Here is a 15,805-nt window from a genome sequence, read left to right on the forward strand (position 1 = left end):
GGTTCCTTATAGCCCTGCTTTTAAACTTGCTTCAATGAAACGGTCCAGATCGCCATCCAGAACCGCCTGCGTATTACGCGTTTCCACGCCGGTACGCAGATCTTTAATTCGTGAGTCGTCCAGAACGTAAGAACGGATCTGGCTTCCCCAGCCGATATCCGACTTATTGTCTTCCAGCGCCTGCTTCTCGGCATTTTTTTTCTGCATCTCAAGCTCGTACAGCTTCGCCTTCATCTGCTTCATCGCCTGATCTTTGTTTTTGTGCTGAGAGCGGTCATTTTGACACTGCGTGACCGTACCGGTCGGAATATGGGTGATACGCACCGCAGATTCCGTCCGGTTAACGTGCTGACCACCGGCACCCGAGGCACGGTAAACGTCAATGCGCAGGTCTGCCGGGTTAATGTCGATATCGATATCGTCATCGACTTCCGGGTAGATAAACGCGGAGCTGAATGAGGTATGGCGGCGACCACCGGAGTCAAACGGACTCTTACGAACAAGGCGATGAACGCCTGTCTCGGTGCGTAACCAGCCAAACGCATAATCGCCCGACACGCGAATGGTTACCGATTTAATGCCCGCCACTTCGCCTTCGGACTCTTCAATAATCTCGGTTTTGAAGCCTTTCGCTTCGGCCCAACGCAGATACATACGCATCAGCATGCTGGCCCAGTCCTGCGCCTCGGTGCCGCCAGAGCCAGCCTGCAAGTCGATATAACAGTCTGCGCTGTCGTACTCACCCGAGAACATACGGCGGAATTCGAGTTCACCCAGTTTAACGTCCAGCGCGTCCAGTTCTTCGACCGCTTCGTTAAAGGTTTCTTCGTCATCGGCTTCCACAGCCAGATCAAGCAGGCCCTGTACGTCTTCCAGCCCCTGCGTCATCTGATCCAGCGTATTCACGATTGCTTCGAGAGAGGAGCGCTCTTTACCCAACGCCTGGGCGCGTTCAGGTTCGTTCCAGACGTCAGACTGTTCGAGTTCTGCGTTTACTTCTTCAAGGCGTTCTTTCTTGGCATCGTAGTCAAAGATACCCCCGAAGAACGTCGCTGCGCTCGGTGAGGTCCTGAATACGGTATTTGACCGGATTAATTTCAAACATGTGTTTAGCGTCTTTTTAACGTTTGATGGAATAAGAAATGTAACCTGCGAGTTTACCCGAAACCGGCGACAGTTTGTAGCGTTGAGAAAATGCGCAGGGTGTAAACGTTTGGGACAGGCTGTGCTGAAAGGGAGGGAGGCAACGTCAGAAAGGCCTGGCGGACGGACTCCCGTCCGTCCACCTTCATCCGTTAACTGAGCGGCCAGAGATGTTCAATAATCAACTGCACTGAGCGGTTACCGCGATATTCATTGATATCCAGCCGGTACGCCAGTTCAACCTCGCGAACGCTGCTGTCAGGCCACAGCGTGGTATCTACGTTAAACGCGATGCCGTCGATCAGTGGCCCGCCGCCCAGTGGCTCCACCATGACTTTCAGATGACGTTCCCCCACCAGCCGCTGCTGCAACAGCCGGAATTTGCCGTCAAACGCAGGCTCCGGAAAGGCCTGTCCCCAGGGACCGGCATCGCGCAGCATTTCGGCGGTCTCCAGAGAAAACTCAGCGGGTTGTAACGCGCCATCAGACCACATCACCCCTTGCAGCGCTTCGCCAGCCAGCCAGTCGCCGACCAGTTCAGCGAACCGCTGACGAAACTCCTCGTAGCGCGCCTCCTCCAGCGACAGCCCGGCCGCCATGGCGTGACCACCAAACTTCTGCATCAGCCCGGGGTGGAGCGTATCAAGCCGTTCCAGGGCATCCCGCAGGTGCAGGCCCGCAATCGAACGTCCCGAGCCTTTCAGCATGCCGTCGCCCGCAGGCGCAAAGGCGATGACCGGACGGTGAAAACGCTCTTTGAGCCGGGAAGCCAGAATACCTACCACGCCCTGATGCCATTCGGGATGATAAAAGGCCAGCCCCAGCGGCAAATCGGTTTGCTCACGCTCCAGCGTCTGACAGAGCGCCAGCGCCTCGCTTTGCATACCCTGTTCAATCTCTTTACGCATCTGATTAAGCGCATCCAGCTCGCTGGCTAGCATACGCGACTGGCTGAGATCGTCCGTCAGTAACAGCGCGACGCCGACTGACATATCGTCGAGCCTTCCGGCCGCATTCAGCCGCGGTCCCAGCGCAAACCCCAGGTCGCTGGCGGCCAGCTGGCGCGCATCGCGATTGGCGATTTCCAGTAGCGCCTTGATGCCCGGTCGGCATTTACCGGCACGAATGCGGCTCAGGCCCTGCCAGACCAAAATACGGTTATTTGCATCCAGCGGCACGACATCCGCAACCGTGCCCAGCGCCACCAGATCGAGCAGGTCAGCCAGGTTAGGTTCTGCCCGCGTGACGCCAAACCAGCCCTGGGTTCGCAGATGGGCACGCAGCGCCATCATCAGGTAAAAGGCCACACCAACGCCTGCCAGCGCACGCGACGGGAAAGTGCAATCAGGCAGGTTTGGGTTAACGATAGCGTCCGCGTCAGGCAGCGTTTCGCCGGGTAAATGGTGGTCGGTCACCAGCACCGCAATCCCGTGCGCATGCGCGACGGCGACGCCAGCATGAGAGGAAATACCGTTATCGACAGTGAGGATCATCTCCGCGCCGCGCGCTTTCGCCTGTTCGACAACCTCAGGACTGAGGCCGTATCCATCCTCAAACCGGTTAGGTACCAGATACTGAACATTGCTGCATCCCATGCTGCGCAGAGCCAGCACGGTAAGCGCGGTACTGGTGGCACCGTCAGCATCAAAATCGCCGACGACCATAATACAGCGTCCATCCAGCAGCGCTTCATGCAGCAAGGCGACGGCCTTATCAATACCGCTCAGCGCACTAAACGGCAGCAGGTTTTTCGCGCCTCTTTCAAGCTGAGCGGCATCACTGACGCCGCGTTGCAAATAAAGCCGACGCAGAAGCGGCGGCAAATCAGCAGGGAGCCCGGGCAAAGCCGGTACCGCCTCACGACGACGTAATTCGACTTCGTGCTTTACCACGCCTTAACCACCACGCTTTTGATTATCCAGTACCTGTTTGAGTTCCTGAGGGCTTTGGTAGCCCGGGATCATCATTCCGCTATCGGTCAGAATGGCCGGCGTGCCCTGAATGCCGAACAGAATGCCGAGTTTATACTGCTGACCAATGTCAGTTTTGCATGACGCAGGCGCCTCCATCTTCGGCGCATCACCTTTCATCGCGTCATCGAAGGCTTTGTTACGATCGGCGCTGCACCAGACCGCTTTCATGGCGCTGGCGACATTGCCGTTCATCCCTTCGCGTGGGAAAGCAAGATAACGAACCGTGATGCCCAGCGCATTGTAATCGGCCATCTGCTCGTGCAGCTTGTGACAATAGCCACAGGTAATGTCCGTGAACACCGTGACCACATGCTGCTCTTTTGGCGCTTTATAGATGATCATCTCCGGAACCAGCGCGTCGACCTTTTTATCCAGCAGCGTATTGGTCACGTTCACCGGTTGCGTGCCGCTGACATCATAAAGGGGACCCTGGATCATGTGCTTACCATCATCGGTCACATACAGGACGCCGCTTTCGCTGAGCACGGTTTTGAAGCCTGGCAGCGGAGACGGCTGAATCTCGGTCTGGTGTAAACCCAGTTTTTTCAGGGAAAGCTGAATAGCGCTGTCATCAGCGTGAGTTAAACCGGAAAAGGCGCTGACCAGCAGCGCCAGCGTGGCAACATGTTTGTTCATTGTTTTCCTTATATCCGTCGGTCATGCACGCGGATGATGCTGTTGATGTAACAGTCGCAGACGTTCCGTGGCGACGTGAGTATAAATCTGGGTCGTGGAGAGATCGCTGTGTCCCAGTAACATCTGTACGACACGCAAGTCTGCCCCGTGGTTCAGCAAATGTGTGGCAAAGGCGTGGCGCAGCACATGGGGCGACAGCTTTTCGCTGTCAATGCCTGCCAGCGTGGCGTAGTGCTTGATTCGGTGCCAGAACGTCTGCCGCGTCATTTGCTGCGCGCGGCTACTGGGGAAGAACACATCCAGCGTTTGCCCGTTGAGCAACCACGGACGACCATGTTCCATATAATATTCCAGCCAGTAAACCGCCTCTTCACCTAATGGCACCAGGCGCTCTTTATTGCCCTTACCGATCACCCGCACCACGCCCTGACGCAGGCTGACGTCGTTCAGGGTTAATCCCACCAGCTCCGAAACACGCAGCCCGGTGGCATACAATAATTCCAGCATGGCTTTATCGCGCAGTTCCAGCGGCACGTTGACATCCGGAGCCTGCAGTAAACGCTCGACCTGTGCCTCGCTCAGATCTTTGGGCAGCCGCTGGGGCAGCTTTGGCGCGGCCAGTTGGGCGCTGGGATCGTCCACACGAATCTTTTCACGGTACAGGTACTGAAACAGGCGGCGCATAGCGCTGAGCAGACGCGCTGAGCTGGTGGCCTTATAGCCGCCTTCCAGTCGCTCTGCGAGAAACTGTTGCAGATCCTGCGGGCTTAATGACACCAGCGTCAGGCCGTGATGTGCCAGCCAGCCGGTGAGCGTTTGCAGATCCTGTCGATAGGAGGACAAGGTATTTTGCGCCAGATTGCGCTCAATCCACAGCGCGTCAAGAAACTGTTCTGTCAGTTCGCTGTCTTGCACGTTTTCCCCGCCGTTCAGTCTGAAATCGTGCTCATTATGCCTGATTCACCCCTGCTTCTGATACAATTACGCCAAAGTCTGGATTAACAGAGCACTATCTGCATGAAAATTGGTCTTTTTTACGGTTCCAGTACCTGCTACACCGAAATCGTAGCAGAGAAGATTCGGGATTTTATTGGCGACGAGTTAGTGACGTTGCACAACGTGAAAGATGACGATCCGCGTCTGATGGAAGAGTACGACCTGCTGATTTTGGGCATTCCGACCTGGGACTTCGGCGAGCTACAGGAAGACTGGGAGGCCATCTGGCCGCAGTTGCCCACCCTCAATCTGCATAACAAGATAGTGGCGCTTTACGGCATGGGCGACCAGATTGGCTATGGTGAATGGTTTCTCGACGCGCTGGGTATGCTGCACGACCTGCTGCAACCCATGGGCGTGCAGTTTGTCGGCTACTGGCCGCTGGATGGCTATGAATTTACCAGCCCCAAACCGCTTAGCGCGGATGGCAAACAGTTTGTGGGGCTGGCGCTGGATGACGTCAATCAGTTTGACGTGACGGATGAGCGCGTTGAGCAGTGGTGCGAGCAGATTCTGACGGAAACGGCCGAACGACTTTAGGCTGTCGGTGTTAATGCGCGCGTTGTCTGTCGCGAAAACAGCAGGCGCGTAAGGCGCGCCATTCAGCAGGCTGCATATTATCCTGCATGAGCCAAAACCGCGTTATCCTGCCCTGAGGGTTCTTCATGACCAGCAACACCGCGCCGGGTAACCAGTAAAGCGGTTGCTGCGTTTGCCAGTGTTCATCCTGCCAGTGCCAGTCACGGGCACTGTCGCGTCGTAGCGCTCCACAGCGCAGACACAAGCGCCTGTCCTGCCGCCATCCTTCCCAAACGATGAGGGCGAACAGCACCGGCTTTATCACCCACTCTGCCGCAGACAAGGGCATCAGCCCGACGCCGGCTAGCGTTACCACCAGCGTCAGGGCAAGGATTGTGCGCGCCTGCAACGAGGGATGAAGGTTACATTGCCACCGGGCCGCGTTCACGATTACGCTGCTGAATAAGCTTCACCATGCGTTTCAGCTCGGGATCGGCTGGCTCGCCGTGGTTCATCATCCAGTTGAAAAGGTCCGGATCGTCACTTTTCAGCAGGGCAATGAAAACCTGCTTGTCGGTATCGTTTAACGTGTCATATTCGTACTTGAAGAACGGCATAATAGCGACATCCAGTTCCAGCATGCCACGACGGCAGGCCCATTGAACGCGCGATTTATCATGAATATCCATGCATCAGTTTTCCTGTTTCACATCGTGGCGACTAGTGTAACCTGGATTAACAGCGGCTGCAGGCTCCAGACTTCGTCATGTGCACAACGCCGCAGGATGACGCTTTTTATGGCGTTCATCACGCGTTTTGTGCGCCCTGTTCAGTAAACAGGTTGCAATGCCAGTCTGCTCTTTTACCATTGAAGATATTGTTCCGGATGAACCTTCATACTCAGGATTTATCAATGCCAACATTTACGCTTCCCCCACGTCAACCTGCGGCCTCATCGCGTCTGCCGCTCACGTTAATGTCTCTGGATACCTGGGCTCTGGTGTCTGTAGTGGGCCCTGACAGTACGTCCTATTTGCAGGGTCAGTTGACGCTGGATGTCGCCGCGCTGGATGCCGCCCATCATCTGCCCGCCGCCCACTGCGATGCGAAAGGCAAAATGTGGAGCAATCTGCGTCTGTTTCACCGCGGCGAAGGTTATGCCTATTTAGTGCGCCGGGCACTGCGTGATACTCAGTTGCCGGAGCTAAAAAAATACGCCGTATTCTCTAAAGTGACGCTGGCCGCCGATGACGATGTGGTGTTACTGGGCGTTGCCGGTTTCCAGGCTCGGGCGGCGCTGGCCGACCGGTTTGAAGCCCTTCCTGACAGTACCACTCCCGTGGTGCAACAGGGCGAAACCACCCTGCTGTGGTTTGCCCAGCCCGCAGAGCGCTTTTTACTGGTCACCTCGCTTGCTGAGGCAGAAGCACTGAAACAGAAGCTGGCCGAGGATGCTCAGTTAACAGACAGCACACAGTGGCTGGCCCTGGACATTGAAGCCGGTATTCCGGTGATTGAACCTGCGACCAGCGCGCAGTTTATTCCCCAGGCGACTAATTTGCAGGCACTGGACGCGATCAGCTTCAAAAAAGGCTGCTACACCGGGCAGGAGATGGTGGCCCGCGCGAAATACCGTGGCGCCAATAAGCGCGCCCTGTACTGGCTGTCAGGCCAGGCCAGCCATCTGCCTGCCGCAAACGACTCGCTGGAATTGCAGATGGGTGAACGCTGGCGTCGCACAGGTACCGTTCTCGCCGCCGTGCAGCTTGATGATGGCGTGACCTGGGTGCAGGTCGTGATGAATAACGATCTGGAGCCAGACAGCGTATTGCGCGTCGAAGGGGATGAAGGGGGCAAACTCACTATTCAGCCTTTGCCTTATTCGCTGGACGAAAACTGAGTGTCGGGGCGGGAACCTCTCCCGCCCTGTTTCTACATGACGTAGAAATAAATGGCGCAGAAATGACAGATGCAGCCGCCTAACACGAAACCGTGCCAGATGGCGTGATTAAACGGCACGCGGCGCGCCACATAAAAGATCACCCCCAGGGAATAGATGATGCCTCCCAGCGCCAACAGCCAGATTCCCCCCGGCGACAGTTTCATCGCCAGTTGATAGACCACCACCAGCGACAGCCATCCCATACAAAGATACGTGACCAGTGACAGCACCTTATAGCGTTCAGCGATCGTCAGTTTAAACAGGATGCCCAGCAGCGCCAGTCCCCAGATGACCGCCATTAATGCGTGAGCCAGCGGTGACTGCAGCCCTGTCATCAAAAACGGCGTATAAGTGCCCGCAATCAACAGATAAATGGCGCAGTGATCCACTTTTTTCAGCACGCGTTTGGCGCGTGGATAACTGACAGCGTGATAAAGCGTGGACGCCAGAAACAGCACGATCATGCTGCCGCCATACAGGCTTGAGCTGACAATGGTGGTGACATCCGCATGGATCGCTGTTGCTTTAACCAGTAGCAGCACTAACCCAACGATTCCAAAGAGGCAACCCAGCCCGTGACTGATACTGTTGGCAATTTCCTCTGCCAGTGGATAGCCCTGCGTGGAAAAATGTTTATGCGTCATAACCTTCCTGCCTGAAAAGTGAGAGCCATTGCAGATTAATCACCAGACAAATTAATCAGAAAAAGTTTCAGTGTACAAGTGTAAGCTTAAATTAATTAATGCGGTCAACGCCGGTTCAAATTCTGTTAAAATGCTGACTGGTCAACTATCTGGTGATTTTTTCATGTTCGCGCATCACGATCTTGCCACGCTCAACGATCTGGAATTGCAGGTTTATCAGTACATCATCAGACATCGTGAAAGTGTCAGTTACATGACCATTCGTGAACTGGCGGAGCAGGCCGCCGTGTCAACTACCACCGTGCTGCGTTTCTGTCGCAAAATGCACTGTGAAGGCTGGTCTGAGTTTCGTATCCGTCTGCGGCTGGCCCAGGAACACACGGCCCCAGCTTTACCGGTCTCTGGCCCGGCCGATATGCTGAGTTTTTTTAAAAGCATCAATAATGCTGAATTTGAGCAGGTCATCACCCAGGCAGCCGCGATGATCAGGCAGGCTGAGCGGGTTTTTTTTATTGGTGTGGGCACATCAGGAAGCCTGGGAAAATACGGTGCACGTTTTTTTTCGAATGTGGGGAAATTCAGTCATGCTATTGATGATCCTTATTATCCCGTCAGTCCGAGCCTGTATGAAAATGCCCTGGCGATCATCCTTTCTGTCTCGGGCGAAACAGAAGAAGTACTGCGTATCGCCAGCCAGTTTAGCCTGAATAAATGCAAAATTATTGCGGTCACCAACAGTGAAAACTGTTCGCTGGCAAAAATGAGCGACTTTACGGTTTCCTATCACGTCCCGGTTATCCGCCTGGAGGATAACTGCGATATTACCACTCAGGTACCGGCGATTTATATTATCGAATCGCTTGGACGACGGTTAAGCCAGTAAAACACAGCGTTTTTTAGCTGTGACAAATCCCTTTTTTCGCACGGTGTTATACCGTGACTTTATAAAGTGCTTTGCTACACTCAGCCCAATTTTATCTTTATTGGAGAGTGGGTAATGAGCTTACCAGACACATTTTTGTGGGGCGGTGCCGTCGCGGCTCACCAGGTTGAAGGCGGGTGGGATCAGGGTGGAAAAGGTATTAGCATCGCTGACGTGCTGACAGGGGGTGCACACGGCGTGGATCGTGTCATTACCGATGGCGTTCAGCCCGGAAAATTTTACCCTAATCATCAGGCCGTCGAGTTTTACTCACACTACAAGCAGGATATTGCGTTATTTGCGGAGATGGGATTTAAATGCTTCCGTACCTCGATTGCGTGGACGCGTATATTCCCTAATGGCGATGAGCAGCAACCTAACGAAGCCGGCCTGCAGTTTTATGATGACCTGTTTGATGAATTACTGAAATATGGCATCGAACCAGTAATCACCCTTTCCCATTTTGAAATGCCCTACCACCTGGTAAAAGAGTATGGCGGCTGGCATAACCGTAAAGTCGTCGATTTATTTGTGCGTTTCAGTGAAGTCGTGCTGGAACGATACAAAAATAAAGTTAAATACTGGATGACCTTTAACGAAATTAACAACCAACGTAACTGGCAATATCCGCTGTTTGGCTACTGCTGTTCCGGCGTTATTTTCACCGACCATGAAAAACCTGAACAGGCGATGTATCAGGTCATGCACCATCAGTTCGTTGCCAGTGCCCGGGTGGTGAAGCGCGGACACGAGATCAACCCGGACTTCAAAATTGGCTGCATGATCGCCATGGTGCCGGTTTATCCGTTCTCCTGCCATCCTGACGATGTCATGCTGGCTAAAGAAGCGATGCATCAACGCTATGTCTTTAGCGATGTACAAATGCGCGGTTACTACCCTGCCTACGCGCTGAAAGAGTGGGAACGCAAAGGCTACCACATTGAGATGCAACCAGAGGATGCAGATACCCTGCGTCAGGGCTGTGCCGATTACATCGGTTTCAGCTATTACATGAGTAATGCCGTGCAGCACAGCGCCAGCGGTGTTGACGACCCCATTACCGGTTTTGACGGAGTGGTCAAAAACCCGCATGTCAGCGCCTCAGACTGGGGCTGGCAGATCGATCCCGTTGGCCTGCGTTATGTGCTGAACGATCTGTACGAACGCTACCAGAAGCCGCTGTTTATTGTGGAAAACGGCTTTGGCGCGATCGACAAACCGAATGCGCAGGGCGTGATCGAAGATGATTACCGCATTGCGTATCTGGCGGCGCATATCGCAGAGATGAAAAAAGCCGTCATTCATGATGGTGTGGATCTGATGGGATATACGCCGTGGGGCTGCATCGATTGTGTATCCTTTACGACCGGCCAGTACGACAAGCGCTACGGTTTCATTCACGTTAACAAAAACGACGATGGCAGCGGTGATTTCTCACGCGCGAAAAAGAAAAGCTTTGCCTGGTATCAGCAGGTTATCGCCAGTAACGGTGAAAAGCTGTAAGTCGGCTGCCGCAGCGTCACGCTGCGGCATGAATTTACCGCCCGCCGGCGGCATCAATGATGCTGCCGGTGATGTAAGAGGCCGCATCGCTGGCCAGCCAGACCACCACTTCTGCAATTTCTTCGGCATGTCCACCACGTCCCATCGGAACGCCGCTCGCCAGTCGGTCAACGCGGCCGGGCTCCCCGCCATCGGCATGCATCCCGGTGTAGATCAGACCGGGCCGCACGCCATTGACGCGAATTCCCTGTTGCGCGACCTCCAGTGACAGTCCTTTCGTCAGCGTATCCATCGCGCCCTTCGATGCGGCATAGTCGACATATTCACCGGGAGAACCCGTACGGGCTGCCGCAGAGGAAACGTTCACGATACTGCCGCCCAGTCCTCCCAGGTGCGTTCCCATGCGCCGGACGGCTTCACGACAGCAGAGGAAGGTGCCCGTGACATTTGTCGCAAAAACCTGTTGAATGCGCGCCGCGTCCAGTTGCTCAAGACGGCATTGCTGAAACAGGATACCGGCGTTATTTACCAGCAGCGAGAGCGGCAGGTTCTCCTGATCCAGCCGTTGAAACAGCGCCATGACCTGCGCCTCCTCACTGATATCGGCCTGTACGCTAAAGGCTTCTCCGCCGTTACGCACAATCTCATCCACTACCCGCTGCGCTTCACTTTCGCGCGCGCGATAATTCACGGCCACACGGTAGCCCCGTGTCGCCAGTAAAACGGCGGTCGCACGGCCAATGCCGCGACTACCGCCAGTAACAAGCGCGAGTTTCATCTGAGCCTCCATAAAAAAGGGCCGAAAACCGGCCCTCAAAACAGTTGTGTTAACCCGACTCAGGCATAGTCGCTAATCGGTACACATGAGCAGAACAGGTTGCGGTCACCAAAAACATCATCCAGGCGCTTCACTGTTGGCCAGTATTTATTGTGGCTGCCTGCCGGGAAAACGGCCAGCTCGCGGCTGTAAGGATGCGTCCATTCGCCAGTCATTTCCATTTGTGTGTGAGGCGCGTTAACCAGCGGATTATCATCCATTGGCCACTCGCCCTTTTCCACCCGCCCAATTTCCATACGAATCGCCAGCATGGCATCAATAAAGCGGTCCAGCTCCAGTTTGCCTTCCGATTCGGTAGGTTCTACCATCAGCGTGCCCGCGACCGGGAATGACATGGTTGGCGCATGGAAACCGTAGTCAATGAGGCGTTTTGCAATATCCAGTTCACTGATCCCGGTCTGCTCTTTCAGCGGACGAATATCCAGAATACATTCGTGCGCCACACGACCATCGCGCCCGGTATACAGAATCGGATAAGCTGATTTCAGACGGCTGGCGATGTAGTTGGCATTGAGAATCGCCACCGAACTGGCCTGCTTGAGCCCTTCCGCGCCCATCATGCGGATGTACATCCAGCTGATTGGTAAAATGGAAGCACTGCCAAACGGTGCAGCAGAGACAGCGCCCTGCTGTGTCAGCACACCATCAATCTGCACCACGCTGTGACCGGGTACAAACGGTGCCAGATGCGCTTTCACGCCAATAGGTCCCATGCCCGGGCCGCCGCCGCCGTGCGGAATACAGAAAGTTTTGTGCAGGTTAAGGTGCGAAACGTCAGCGCCAATATAACCCGGCGTCGTAATGCCCACCTGGGCATTCATGTTCGCACCGTCCAGGTACACCTGGCCGCCGTACTGATGCACGATCTGGCACACTTCACGAATAGTCTCTTCGTACACGCCGTGCGTGGATGGGTAGGTCACCATGATGCATGACAGTTTATCGCCCGCCTGTGCGGCTTTTTCGCGCAGGTCGCCCAGATCGATATTACCCTGTTTGTCACAGGCCACGACCACCACATCCATGCCCGCCATCTGGGCTGAGGCCGGATTGGTCCCGTGTGCTGAGCTGGGAATCAGGCAAAGATGACGTTCACCTTCACCACGGCTTTCATGGTAACGACGAATCGCTAACAGCCCCGCGTATTCCCCCTGTGCACCGGAGTTCGGTTGCATGCAGAGCGCATCGTAACCGGTAAGCTGAACCAGCCACTGGGAAAGCTGGCCAATCATTTGCAGGTAGCCGCCCGCCTGTTCTGCCGGGCAGAACGGATGCATTTCGGCAAATTCAGGCCAGGTGATGGGAATCATCTCTGCGGCAGCGTTAAGCTTCATCGTGCATGAACCCAGCGGAATCATCGCCTGGTTGAGAGCCAGATCTTTTTTCTCCAGGCTGTGCATATAGCGCATCATCTCGGTCTCACTGTGATGGCGATTGAACACAGGGTGAGAGAGGATGTCGCTGACGCGCTGCTGGCTTGCAGGGATTGACTGGCTGTCTGCCGCAACCTGGCTATCAAGTTGATCGATATCCAGACCATGATCATCGCCCAGCAGGATGGCGAACAATGTCGCAACGTCTTCACGACATGTGGTTTCATCCAGCGTGATACCGACAGCGTTATGAATATCACTACGCAGGTTAACGCCGAAACTCAGCGCACGGTTTAACACGGCGGCTTTATCGGTCACGTCCACTGTCAGCGTGTCGAACCAGTGGTGATGACGCAGCTTCAGTCCGCCACGTTGCAGTCCGGCAGCCAGGATATCGGTGAAGCGGTGAATACGTGAAGCGATACGTTTCAGCCCAACAGGCCCGTGGAACACGGCATACAGTCCTGCGATATTGGCCAGCAGCACCTGAGAGGTACAGATATTGGAGTTGGCTTTTTCCCGACGGATATGTTGCTCGCGAGTTTGCATCGCCATACGCAACGCGGTGTTGCCAGCGGCGTCGCGGGAGACACCGATAATACGGCCAGGCATAGAACGCTTGTGTTCATCACGGCTGGCAAAGAAGGCCGCATGAGGACCGCCATAGCCCATTGGTACACCAAAGCGCTGAGCGGAACCGAACACAATATCCGCGCCCTGCTTGCCCGGCGATTCAAGTAACACCAGGGCCATAAAATCCGAGGCCACGCTGACGACCACCTTACGGGTTTTCAGCTCGGCAATCAGGCTGGTGTAATCGTGTACCTCGCCCGTGGTGCCTACCTGCTGAAGCAGGACACCAAACAGATTATCGTGCTCCAGGGCTTTCTCCGCGCTGTCGATAATCAGTTCAAAACCAAAGGTTTCGGCGCGGGTCCGTACCACATCCAGCGTTTGCGGATGGATATCATCAGCAATAAAGAAGCGGTTGGCACTTTTCAGTTTGCTGATGCGTTTTGCCATCGCCATCGCTTCGGCCGCCGCGGTGGCTTCATCCAGCAGTGAAGCGGACGCGATATCCATGCCGGTCAGATCAATGGTGACCTGCTGGAAGTTTAGCAGCGCCTCCAGGCGCCCTTGAGAAACTTCGGGCTGATACGGCGTGTAAGCCGTGTACCAGCCCGGATTTTCCAGCATGTTCCGCAGGATAACGGGCGGCGTTATCACCGCACTGTATCCCATGCCGATCAAGGATTTGTAGCGCAGGTTTTGCGCGGCAATCGCTTTTAACTCTGCCAGCGCCTGCTGTTCGGTTGCCGCATCGCCAACCGCGGGCGGACCGGGCAACTGAATGTCGGCGGGAACAATAGAACCAATCAACGACGCCAGAGAGCTGGCACCAATCGCCTCCAGCATAACGGCCTGTTGTTCTGGCGACGGACCAATATGGCGCTCGATAAACGCACCGTTGTGTTCAAGCTGGCTGAGAGTCTGAGTCATGAGCTGTAAATCCTGAATCGGGCTGGGTAACAGAGAGTGCTGGTCAGATATCGGCGGCCTCATCTGGAGGCCGCGCAACGATTACTCGTCAATAGATGCTTTGTAGGCATCCGCGTCCAGCAGTGAGTCTAGTTCTGACTCATCGCTGGCTTTGATCTGGAATAACCAGCCGTCCTGATAAGGCTCGCTGTTAACCAGTTCTGGGGAATCATTCAGCGCGTCGTTCACGGCGATAATTTCGCCACTGACAGGTGAATAGATATCGGAAGCCGCTTTTACGGATTCGGCGACGGCGCACTCTTCGCCGGCAGCGAACGTCGCCCCTACTTCTGGCAGGTCCACAAAGACCATATCGCCCAGTAATTCCTGCGCGTGTTCGGTGATGCCGACGGTGTAAGATCCATCCGCATTTTTGCGCAGCCATTCATGACTGTCGCGGTATTTCAACTCAGCTGGCACATTGCTCATCGCCCTTTCTCCTGTAATTATGTTTTACTGCGCAACCGGCTTGCCGGCGCGAACGAAAACGGGTTTAGTCACTTTTACGGGCATTTCACGGTTGCGGATTTCGACGATAGCGTCTTCGCCAATGCCCGCAGGCACGCGGGCCAGCGCAATGCTGTAACCCAACGTTGGTGAGAAAGATCCGCTGGTAATAATGCCCTGCTGCATCTGCCCCTGACTATCCGTAAAACGCACGGGCAGGCCGTTACGCAGTACGCCTTTTTCTGTCAGGATCAGGCCAACCAGTTTTTCAGTGCCTTTTTCGCGCTGACTTTCCAGTGCTTCGCGCCCGATAAAATTGCGGTCCGCCGGTTCCCAGCACAGGGTCCAGCCCATGTTGGCGGCCAGCGGTGAGACGCTTTCATCCATTTCCTGACCGTAAAGATTCATGCCCGCTTCCAGACGTAATGTATCACGTGCGCCCAGTCCGGCGGGTTTGACGCCCGCAGCGAGCAGGTGCTGCCAGAATGTAACGGCCTGCGCCGCAGGTAGCGCGATCTCGTAACCTGCTTCGCCGGTATAACCGGTGGTGGCGATAAAAAGCTCCCCGGCCTGGATGCCAAAGAACGGCTTCATACCTTGTACAGCCTGACGCTGTGCATCACTGAAGAGCGTTTGTGCTTTTTGCTGGGCCTGTGGGCCCTGCACGGCGATCATCGCCAGATCGTCACGCTCGCGGACTTCCACGCCATAACCCTGCGCATGCTCATTGATCCATGCCAGATCCTTTTCACGCGTCGCAGAGTTCACGACCAGGCGGAAAAACGTCTCATCCATGAAATACACGATCAGATCGTCAATCACGCCGCCCGACGCATTCAGCATGCCGGTGTAAAGCGCTTTGCCGGGTTGCGTCAGCCTCGCGACATCGTTTGCCAGCAGAAAACGCAAAAACTCACGCGTACGTGCACCGTGCAGATCGACGATGGTCATGTGCGAAACATCAAACATGCCTGCGTCGTTGCGAACAGCATGATGTTCATCCAGTTGGGAGCCATAGTGCAGCGGCATCATCCAACCGTGGAAATCCACCATACGCGCACCGTTTTCCTGATGCTGGTCAAACAGAGGTGTGTGCTGAGTCATAACTATCCTGTGCTGAAACAAGTAAGTTTGAAACCACGCCGCCGGGAGTCGACGCAAACGTTCTCTTTGCAATGACGTTACCACTGAACGGGTCGATTAACCATAAGCAAAGCGAGGTCGAACGCAGGCGCACAGCCTAACCGCGCAAAAGAAAAAGCAGGACAAAAGACTGTAATTCTGTGATTAAACACACAACAAATACGACCTATTCATTTTTTTACAGCCA

15 protein-coding genes are annotated in these 15,805 nt (G+C 54.9%); 4 read left to right on the top strand and 11 right to left on the bottom strand.

The features are described 5' to 3' along the window. Nucleotides 1-6 precede the first annotated feature (6 nt). The 4 genes from prfB to xerD all read right to left on the bottom strand — a co-directional run bounded on the left by prfB (nt 7) and on the right by xerD (nt 4,667). Nucleotides 7-1,105 (bottom strand): peptide chain release factor 2 gene (gene prfB / locus RAC90_RS07795; protein WP_100208631.1). Its coding sequence is split into 2 segments (ribosomal slippage): nt 7-1,029 and nt 1,031-1,105, totalling 1,098 coding nucleotides; the frame shifts between segments, so codons are not numbered across the junction. A 190-nt stretch (nt 1,106-1,295) separates the two neighbouring features. Continuing rightward, the gene (gene recJ / locus RAC90_RS07800; protein ID WP_375124197.1) at nt 1,296-3,035 is read right to left on the bottom strand and encodes a single-stranded-DNA-specific exonuclease RecJ; all 1,740 of its coding nucleotides are present in this window, start codon (nt 3,033-3,035) and stop codon (nt 1,296-1,298) included. A gap of 3 nt (nt 3,036-3,038) precedes the next feature. Then, nucleotides 3,039-3,752 carry a bifunctional protein-disulfide isomerase/oxidoreductase DsbC gene (gene dsbC, locus RAC90_RS07805; protein ID WP_039338429.1) on the bottom strand — a complete coding sequence of 238 codons (714 nt, stop codon included), beginning with the start codon at nt 3,750-3,752 and terminating at the stop codon, nt 3,039-3,041. A 21-nt stretch (nt 3,753-3,773) separates the two neighbouring features. Beyond that, nucleotides 3,774-4,667: a site-specific tyrosine recombinase XerD gene (xerD, locus tag RAC90_RS07810; RefSeq protein ID WP_033739613.1), complete on the bottom strand. Its 894-nt coding sequence runs from the start codon at nt 4,665-4,667 to the stop codon at nt 3,774-3,776. Nucleotides 4,668-4,769: 102 nt separating this feature from the next. On the opposite strand from xerD, the gene fldB reads away from it, so the two are divergent. Next, nucleotides 4,770-5,288 (top strand): flavodoxin FldB, encoded by a 519-nt coding sequence (gene fldB / locus RAC90_RS07815; protein ID WP_006120814.1) that lies wholly within the window; start codon nt 4,770-4,772, stop codon nt 5,286-5,288. 10 nt (nt 5,289-5,298) lie between these two features. On the opposite strand, the gene RAC90_RS07820 is transcribed toward fldB, so the two are convergent. Beyond that, on the bottom strand, nt 5,299-5,715 hold the full coding sequence (locus tag RAC90_RS07820) for a protein YgfX (RefSeq protein WP_054633211.1): 417 nt from the start codon (nt 5,713-5,715) through the stop codon (nt 5,299-5,301). Then, complete coding sequence (gene sdhE / locus RAC90_RS07825) at nt 5,690-5,956, bottom strand: FAD assembly factor SdhE (protein WP_006120816.1); 267 nt, start codon at nt 5,954-5,956, stop codon at nt 5,690-5,692. The genes RAC90_RS07820 and sdhE overlap by 26 nt, the downstream gene beginning before the upstream one ends. Nucleotides 5,957-6,180: 224 nt before the next feature. Here sdhE and ygfZ point away from each other — a divergent pair, with 224 nt between their 5' ends. Next, entirely contained in the window at nt 6,181-7,167 is a 987-nt protein-coding gene (gene ygfZ / locus RAC90_RS07830) for a tRNA-modifying protein YgfZ (protein ID WP_033739617.1), read from the top strand. Nucleotides 7,168-7,199: 32 nt separating this feature from the next. Here the strand turns inward: ygfZ and RAC90_RS07835 are convergent, their stop codons facing one another. Beyond that, nucleotides 7,200-7,853: a hemolysin III family protein gene (locus tag RAC90_RS07835; RefSeq protein WP_375124198.1), complete on the bottom strand. Its 654-nt coding sequence runs from the start codon at nt 7,851-7,853 to the stop codon at nt 7,200-7,202. Between the two features lie 163 nt (nt 7,854-8,016). Here RAC90_RS07835 and RAC90_RS07840 point away from each other — a divergent pair, with 163 nt between their 5' ends. Together RAC90_RS07840 and RAC90_RS07845 are read left to right on the top strand one after the other, a co-directional pair. After that, nucleotides 8,017-8,736, top strand: a complete 720-nt coding sequence (locus RAC90_RS07840; RefSeq protein WP_054633252.1) for a MurR/RpiR family transcriptional regulator — start codon at nt 8,017-8,019, stop codon at nt 8,734-8,736. Nucleotides 8,737-8,850: 114 nt separating this feature from the next. Beyond that, the gene (locus RAC90_RS07845) at nt 8,851-10,278 is read left to right on the top strand and encodes a 6-phospho-beta-glucosidase (protein ID WP_375124199.1); all 1,428 of its coding nucleotides are present in this window, start codon (nt 8,851-8,853) and stop codon (nt 10,276-10,278) included. Between the two features lie 34 nt (nt 10,279-10,312). Here the strand turns inward: RAC90_RS07845 and RAC90_RS07850 are convergent, their stop codons facing one another. From RAC90_RS07850 to gcvT, 4 genes are all read right to left on the bottom strand, one after another. After that, a complete protein-coding gene (locus tag RAC90_RS07850; RefSeq protein WP_033739622.1) occupies nt 10,313-11,056 on the bottom strand; it encodes an SDR family oxidoreductase in 744 nt (247 codons plus the stop codon). A 59-nt stretch (nt 11,057-11,115) separates the two neighbouring features. Continuing rightward, on the bottom strand, nt 11,116-13,989 hold the full coding sequence (gene gcvP / locus RAC90_RS07855) for an aminomethyl-transferring glycine dehydrogenase (RefSeq protein WP_375124200.1): 2,874 nt from the start codon (nt 13,987-13,989) through the stop codon (nt 11,116-11,118). Between the two features lie 81 nt (nt 13,990-14,070). Further along, the gene (gene gcvH, locus RAC90_RS07860) at nt 14,071-14,457 is read right to left on the bottom strand and encodes a glycine cleavage system protein GcvH (RefSeq protein WP_033739626.1); all 387 of its coding nucleotides are present in this window, start codon (nt 14,455-14,457) and stop codon (nt 14,071-14,073) included. A 24-nt stretch (nt 14,458-14,481) separates the two neighbouring features. Next, nucleotides 14,482-15,579, bottom strand: coding sequence for a glycine cleavage system aminomethyltransferase GcvT (gene gcvT, locus RAC90_RS07865; RefSeq protein WP_375124201.1), 1,098 nt, complete (start codon nt 15,577-15,579; stop codon nt 14,482-14,484). Nucleotides 15,580-15,805 lie beyond the last annotated feature (226 nt).

Source organism: Pantoea sp. CS_6, from assembly GCF_041954745.1.
Taxonomy (GTDB): Bacteria; Pseudomonadota; Gammaproteobacteria; order Enterobacterales; family Enterobacteriaceae; genus Pantoea; species Pantoea stewartii.